General features: G+C 56.1%; 7 protein-coding genes. 2 read left to right on the top strand and 5 right to left on the bottom strand.

The window, feature by feature from the left end; translation table 11 throughout:
• From GSQ80_RS08700 to GSQ80_RS08690, 3 genes are all read right to left on the bottom strand, one after another.
• Nucleotides 1–632: AMP-binding protein (locus GSQ80_RS08700; protein ID WP_254059545.1), on the bottom strand; the 632-nt coding region annotated here is incomplete at its 3' end.
• 217 nt (nucleotides 633–849) lie between these two features.
• Nucleotides 850–1092, bottom strand: coding sequence for an acyl carrier protein (locus tag GSQ80_RS08695; protein WP_158787239.1), 243 nt, complete (start codon nucleotides 1090–1092; stop codon nucleotides 850–852).
• Nucleotides 1093–1111: 19 nt separating this feature from the next.
• Nucleotides 1112–1825, bottom strand: coding sequence for a hypothetical protein (locus GSQ80_RS08690; RefSeq protein ID WP_158787238.1), 714 nt, complete (start codon nucleotides 1823–1825; stop codon nucleotides 1112–1114).
• A 453-nt stretch (nucleotides 1826–2278) separates the two neighbouring features.
• On the opposite strand from GSQ80_RS08690, the gene GSQ80_RS08685 reads away from it, so the two are divergent.
• Nucleotides 2279–2800, top strand: coding sequence for a serine O-acetyltransferase (locus tag GSQ80_RS08685; protein ID WP_158787237.1), 522 nt, complete (start codon nucleotides 2279–2281; stop codon nucleotides 2798–2800).
• Nucleotides 2801–2813: 13 nt separating this feature from the next.
• Here the strand turns inward: GSQ80_RS08685 and GSQ80_RS08680 are convergent, their stop codons facing one another.
• The gene (locus GSQ80_RS08680) at nucleotides 2814–3140 is read right to left on the bottom strand and encodes an OmpH family outer membrane protein (RefSeq protein WP_216850212.1); all 327 of its coding nucleotides are present in this window, start codon (nucleotides 3138–3140) and stop codon (nucleotides 2814–2816) included.
• Nucleotides 3141–3509: 369 nt separating this feature from the next.
• Here GSQ80_RS08680 and GSQ80_RS08675 point away from each other — a divergent pair, with 369 nt between their 5' ends.
• Entirely contained in the window at nucleotides 3510–4442 is a 933-nt protein-coding gene (locus tag GSQ80_RS08675) for a hypothetical protein (RefSeq protein ID WP_158787235.1), read from the top strand.
• Nucleotides 4443–4520: 78 nt separating this feature from the next.
• Here GSQ80_RS08675 and GSQ80_RS08670 read toward each other — a convergent pair.
• Nucleotides 4521–6133, bottom strand: a 1613-nt coding sequence (locus GSQ80_RS08670) for a hypothetical protein (protein ID WP_158787234.1), incomplete at its 5' end; no start/stop codon positions are given.

Below are 6133 nucleotides of genomic sequence, written 5' to 3'. Positions count from 1 at the left end.
GCCCCCCCCCCCGCCTCTGTTGAAGCGAACGCGTGCGCAATTCTCGCTTCCGGATACTGAGAGTGCAGTTGGTTCAAAATGGCCTGGTCGGCGATCTCTCCCGATAGGCGGACATATGCGGGCGCGATCCTATTGACTGACGGACTCATCAGTACGCGGCGCCATTGCGAAGGCGTTCCGGAGATATGCGTAATGGAGCGGCTGCCAGCTCGTGCGAGAAACTCTGCGGTCGACTCATGAGCGCCAGCCAGGACGAGCGGCGTCCCCGTGAGTGCAGCACGGAGGAATATCTGCAGACCGCCGTAGCGCCGGATGTCGTACAAGGTGCTCCACACAATCGGCGCGGACGAAGGATTGCGGGGTAAAATCGCGCCAGTCAGACTTGCCAGTGTGTGCCTAACCAGCTTCGGATGTGCAGTCGTGCCAGAGGTGAGCAGAATCCATTCGGTCCCTACCTTTTGACTCCTATCCAGACTTTGATTCCTGCTCCGTCCACGACGGGGAAGGATGCGTTCAATTCTGCAATGGGAGAACTCGAGACCTGGATCGTCTGTCACGGTCCAGTTTGCCTCGGCCGATCGTGCTACATAGTCAAGATGTTCCCGCGGCAGATCGGGAGGATAAAGAACCATCCTTCTGACCACCCCGTCGAGCTGTATCAGGGCTTCTGCGGCATCCAGCTGGCCGGTCGTCGCCACCAGCACGGAACTTCCGTGAAGCTCAGCCCGCCGCACGGCGAACGCAGCTGCGCCTGCGAGTTCACCCCAGCTTCGACATCCACCGACACCCATCTCGATACACGCGGATAAGTTCCCGGCGGCAAGAACCGAAGCGCAGAGGGAAGTGGGACTAGTTGTCGGCATTTTGATAGCAACCGATGAAGTCTCCGAACGTTACCGGAAAGCTGAGATCGTTGGCGCTGAAGGGGTCAACTCCAAATGATTGCTCAAGTCTCACCACGACGATCGCGAAGCAGAGCGAATCAAGCCCTGAGTCGAAGAGGGCAAGCTCGTCCGTCAGAGGAGCCAGCTGCATGCCTTGCTCCGCAGCGACCTGCGTGAACTGCGCGATTACTTCCGCTTTGACGTCCATACTCAGTCGGCCGACCTTCTTACGCACGCCAATTGGCCACAGCTCTTGCAGCCCCATGGTTAATGCTGTCGAGCAGGGCGCTGAGTAGTTCGACACCCTCATAAAGATTCGATCCCGGCTTCATCGGATTGACCGACATTTCGAGTGAAACCGCGCGGAAGAGTTCCTGGGAATGCTCGACGTCGCAGACGCCATGCACATCCGTGTATACCCGTTCAGCCGAGCCGCGTGCAGCGGCGAGGTCCGCCAGGTAGGACATGAACCGCTGAATGTAACTCTCGAAGAATGCCATGGTCATCAGCGACTGCACGCCCTGCAGCTTGCCGAGGAACAAGCGCACATTGGTTAGATCGGGACCAATAGCGAGAGAGTCAGCCTCGGTGGGATATGCATCTGCAGCAGTTGCGAATATGCGCAACATCGCAGGGTGGCTGTCCCTAACTTCCTCGGTCAGGTTCTCGATGATGATCTCGCGCGCCTCTTCAGACTTGACAGCGAGATAGGTCGCCGTCATCCAATAAATAAAATTGCCCTCGAGGACGGCTGAATATCTTGCGATGATCCCGCGAACCTCTTCACTCGTTAAACGTTCAAGATTAGGAAGTCGTCCGATGTGGTCGTCGACGATTGCTGTGATGCGCTCATCGATCGAGCCTTCGAGTAAGTCATCCTGCAGGGGAGAAGTAAGTGTTAATTTGTTCATGATTCTGCCTTTCTGAATTTTGCAATTCATCACGGGTAGTCAATTACTCAATTTCGAATGCACGTCAACGGCCATCCTGAAGCAGCGTGACCTGACATGAGGAGGGATGCTTGCCTAACTCAACGTAAGCACCGGGAGGGGGGCCCGTAGTTATCAAGAAATGAAGCATCAGTCTGTATCGGATGGTACGTTTTGTCAAGTATTTCTTGCAGAGAATCAAGATCCATGCGATGATCCTCGCGTTAAGGGTGTCTTGGGAATCGGCAGCCTTATTACCTTTGTGCAATGCCTTGTCACCAACGGGTAAACCGATTCGCGGTTACCCATAAACGAAAGCTGAAAATAATGTGCATTAAGTAGGAAATTGTTTCCATTAGGCGCGTCCGGGGTGTCGTAATGGGATCGATGGGATGACGAGTGAGTAAATTCTCTGCTGACATAGCACGCTACAAGTCCAAAGGTCACCATGGAAAGGCCCTGTGGTTGAGCCCAGTCGTTTGGGCAATTGCGTTCTATCGCTTGCGCAATTGGGTGAATGTAGCAAACCCACCCTGGTTTATTCGAATTCCGGTGGTGGCGTTCTGCTTTTTGCCGAATTGGTTCTGCGAAGCATTTTTTTCAATGGGCATCTCGCCCCGGGCTTCGATCGGAGAGGGACTCTACATCGGTCATGTCGGAGGCGTCATCATCAGTCCGCACGCGGTGATCGGACGAGACTGCGACATTTCTCCTCGCGTAACCATTGGATCCGCCGCGATGGGAAGAGAAGGCGCACCCGTACTTGGCGACAATGTCTATGTTGGAACGGGAGCAACGTTGGTGGGCCAGATCAGGATTGGAAGCGGGGCAAAGGTTGCCGCTAACACTCTTGTGATTGACGATGTCCCGGAAGGGGCCACAACGATGGGCGTGCCTGGACGCATCCTTCTTGCGCCGCCAAGGTCGATGCAGTCACCCTCACCTGTCGTCACGAAGTCGACCGATCGGCTAGAAACCGAAGCGTGAGCGTCGCGGGTGGTTAGTGAGGCGCGGGAGCTGATGGGAGATGCGGATTTGTGTTGATGCGATCAGTGGTCGTTGCTGCGGCTTTAAGGTCGTAGGCCTTGATGAGGTCGGCAGTAATGTCGGCGTTGGTGGAGGCGTACCAGATGACCGGAGCGGCGTCAGACCCGCGGTCGATGACGAGAGTGTAGGCGTGCTGCTTTGCGTAGTCCTGCATGAAGGCGTAAAGCTTTTGTGCCACGGACTGGAAGGCTTGTTGCGAGGAGCTGTCAGTATCGCCCTTGAAGTCGTCGACCCAGACACTGGACGGATTGGGAAGTTTCCTCTTGGGTAGGACGCGCAACACGATCGTGTTTGCTATTTCTCAGAGCGTTTCGATCCAGGAGCACACAAACCTGAGGTTGGCGGATACTCTCGAGTATCGGCCGCTCCAAGCTAGTCTGCTGCGATACGACTTTGTCGCGGAGCGACCTCGAGTCCCCGGTGACTCTCCAGTGAGCCTCCAGAAACAGCCCAATGCGCGGAAAACAGCATAAACACTGGGTTTGGACGTACTATCACCTTCTGCATCGGCAAGTGATTGTCTGCAGACCAGGCTACACCGGCGCCGTTTTCTCGTGTACTACGGCTCACGGGTTCCATGAGCGGCCCTCGTCAATTTACTTTTCTATTTTGACTGGAAACAAGGGAAAATGCTGTTGAGGTGATCTCCATGAAAACGGCAGCGTTCTTATTTGTGTCGCTCTTGTTTGCTGCTCCTCTGGCCGCGCAGGATGCGCAATCGCTCAGCCAGTTCTTTGAGGGGAAGCAGGTGGTCGTGAAGATCGATATGCCCGGATCGCAACAGGGCGTCGACATCTATCCTCAGAGAGGAAGCATGCTCGATGCGAAAGCCTATGCAAAGCGCATGAAAAGCTTCCCAATTGCACTGCATAACGGCGATGCGGTGATGGTGACGACGGTCAAAGTGAAAGACAAGTCGATCGAATTTCAACTTGGCGGAGGCGGCTTCGGCACCGCTGGCGACGATACCGATACGTCCGTCAAGTTCACGCCGGCACCTAAGAGCGACCGCGAGAAAGACCTCGAGAACCAAATCGCCAACACCGATGATCCCGATAAAAAGACCGACCTTCAACGCGAGCTTGACTATGTAAGACGTCGCCGCGAGCGGGACGACGACCGTAATAAGGCCATCGCCGAGGATGCAGCCCGGGAAAAGAAGGATCGAGTCGACCAGGATCGGATGAGGGGCGGTTCACGCTTCAACCTGAAATATGACGGGAAGGTGCCACCGAATATCACTCCGCAAGACATCATGGCGGCGTTGAGCCAATATGTGAGCTTCCCTCCGGAGTTAGGCGGCCATGCGCAGCCACCAGTAGCTGGAGCGCCGGCAACTCCTGCAGCGGCGGCGCCCATCGTGAGAGTGGCACCGGCGAGCGGTGCGCCCACGATGAATGGTTTGCAGAAGGGCATGAGCCTGGACCAGGTGAGGGCGCTGCTTGGAAAGCCTACCGGCTCGGCGGACACCGAACATGACGGACTGCAGGTACACTCGGAAACCTATGAGCAGGGTTCTTCATTCATCCGTGCGGATTTTGTGAATGGCGTGCTGGTGAGGTATTCGGTGGATGTGCGTTGAGGGGGTGACTTAAAAATCCAAAGGCGGAGCCTGAGTTTTATACAGCCGATGACCCTGCAGTTTAGAAAAGGATTGGCTCTAGAAGACCCGGCCTAATCCAAACCACCATTTACGGTGGTCATTGTCTCCGACAGCGCCGCCGATGTAGGCGACTCCGAGCGCTGTGCGCGCAACCACTGCGAAGCTGCCATCCCAGGCTTCAGAAACATTACTGTCTATCGGATTGAGGTTTTCATAGACCTTGCCCCCTTCCATGAAAGCGACAGCATAGAGGCCTTCTCCAATAAGAGGGTTGAAACTGAGAAGCTTTCGTTCATACCCGCCCTGAAAGAGCCAGTACTGATTGCCGAGCAACTCGTTTTTACCGTAAGAACCGAGCCGGAAGGGACCGCCGAGTGGAAAGCCCTGCAAGTCAGTAACCTCAGGCGGTGCGCCGAAGCTGGTGCCACCAGCAGCCGTTATAAACACGGCGCCTTTTGTTCTGACGGGATGGTACATCGCGACTCTAGCCTCTGCGAGAGTGAATGCGTCGTTCCCGCTCGTGGTCTCGTGTCGCGCCAGATTGAAATAGGCGTTCACTCCGCTGAAGGGAAGAACGGCATTGTCCGCTCCCAGATAGTTAAAGCGCAGGGACGAGACGCTTTCCAGTTGCGCGGGAATCGAGAGGTTGTCAAAGTCGATGCGCTTAGCTACGGAATACCAGTACTCATCCTGCCCTACGCGAAGTTCGGCTCCGCGGGCCCAAGTGTACCCTCCGGCAAAGCCGAAGCCGTTCTGCCGGATCTGATATTGCGATGTGCGGGAGCCCTCGTTGTAAAAGTCGAAGCGGGTGCTGGTGAGGTAGGCGCTGGGGGAATAGAAGAATCGGGTATGGGCGGTGAAGGGTTTGTAATATTCGCTCGTTAGGCCGTAACTCGAGCCGAAGTAGGCATTGATGCGCCATTCCGCACGGTATCCGCCAAGATTGGTAAAGGTGACACGGCCTGCCATACCGAAGAGGACGTCTTCGGTATCAGCCCCGTCGATGTTGATGCCGACGTTGAGGAACGGTGGCCCGTAGGATTTGGGGTAAGCGGTGACGGCGAGCCCGGGAATTCCGTCGCGCTCGACGATGGAGTAACCGGCGGCGTTCAGCGAGCCGTTTCCGACCCAGCGTGTCATGGTCCGATCGAGGAGTTTCGTGTCGACGGGCTTGTTGACGACCTCTGGCGTCAGGACGTGGGTGATTTCAGCGTTGGCAGCAGGCACATCACCGGTCACCGCGACAAACTGTGGATTGGGCACGACGGTCTTACGGCGGGAGTCGCGCTGCTTAACGTAGTCCGCCCAATCGGCGTCACTCACGCTGAAGCGCTCAAGGAGTGCGGCTTTTTTAGTGGCGCCTTCCATGCCTTTGGGGGCAATGGTGGCGGATTCGTTGTACATGGTGCCGTTGATGCCTTTTAGATCGGAACGAATGAGAACATCGGCGTCTTCAATGCTGTGCATCTCGTTGGCAGCGACCATTATGCTGATGGTGTTGCCGGTAGTGGACAAAAAGGATCCCGGACGAGTGACGCTGGTCTGGCCAGTGTCGAGGTAACTTGCGATGACGATGTCGGCTCCGTTGGCGCGAGCGACATCGACGGGGAGATTGTCGACGGCACCTCCGTCCGTGAACATCTGGCCATCGATGATGACAGGGACGAAGA

This window comes from Granulicella sp. L46 (genome assembly GCF_009765785.1).
Taxonomy (GTDB): domain Bacteria; phylum Acidobacteriota; class Terriglobia; order Terriglobales; family Acidobacteriaceae; genus Granulicella.
This window is presented reverse-complemented; position numbering and strand designations above follow the sequence as displayed.

Bases quoted from the DNA above. Each gene is read 5' to 3' on its own strand.
- GSQ80_RS08695 (WP_158787239.1), bottom strand. From the start codon at position 1,092: ATGGACGTCAAAGCGGAAGTAATCGCGCAGTTCACGCAGGTCGCTGCG.
- GSQ80_RS08690 (WP_158787238.1), bottom strand. From the start codon at position 1,825: ATGAATTGCAAAATTCAGAAAGGCAGAATCATGAACAAATTAACACTT.
- GSQ80_RS08675 (WP_158787235.1), top strand. From the start codon at position 3,510: ATGAAAACGGCAGCGTTCTTATTTGTGTCGCTCTTGTTTGCTGCTCCT.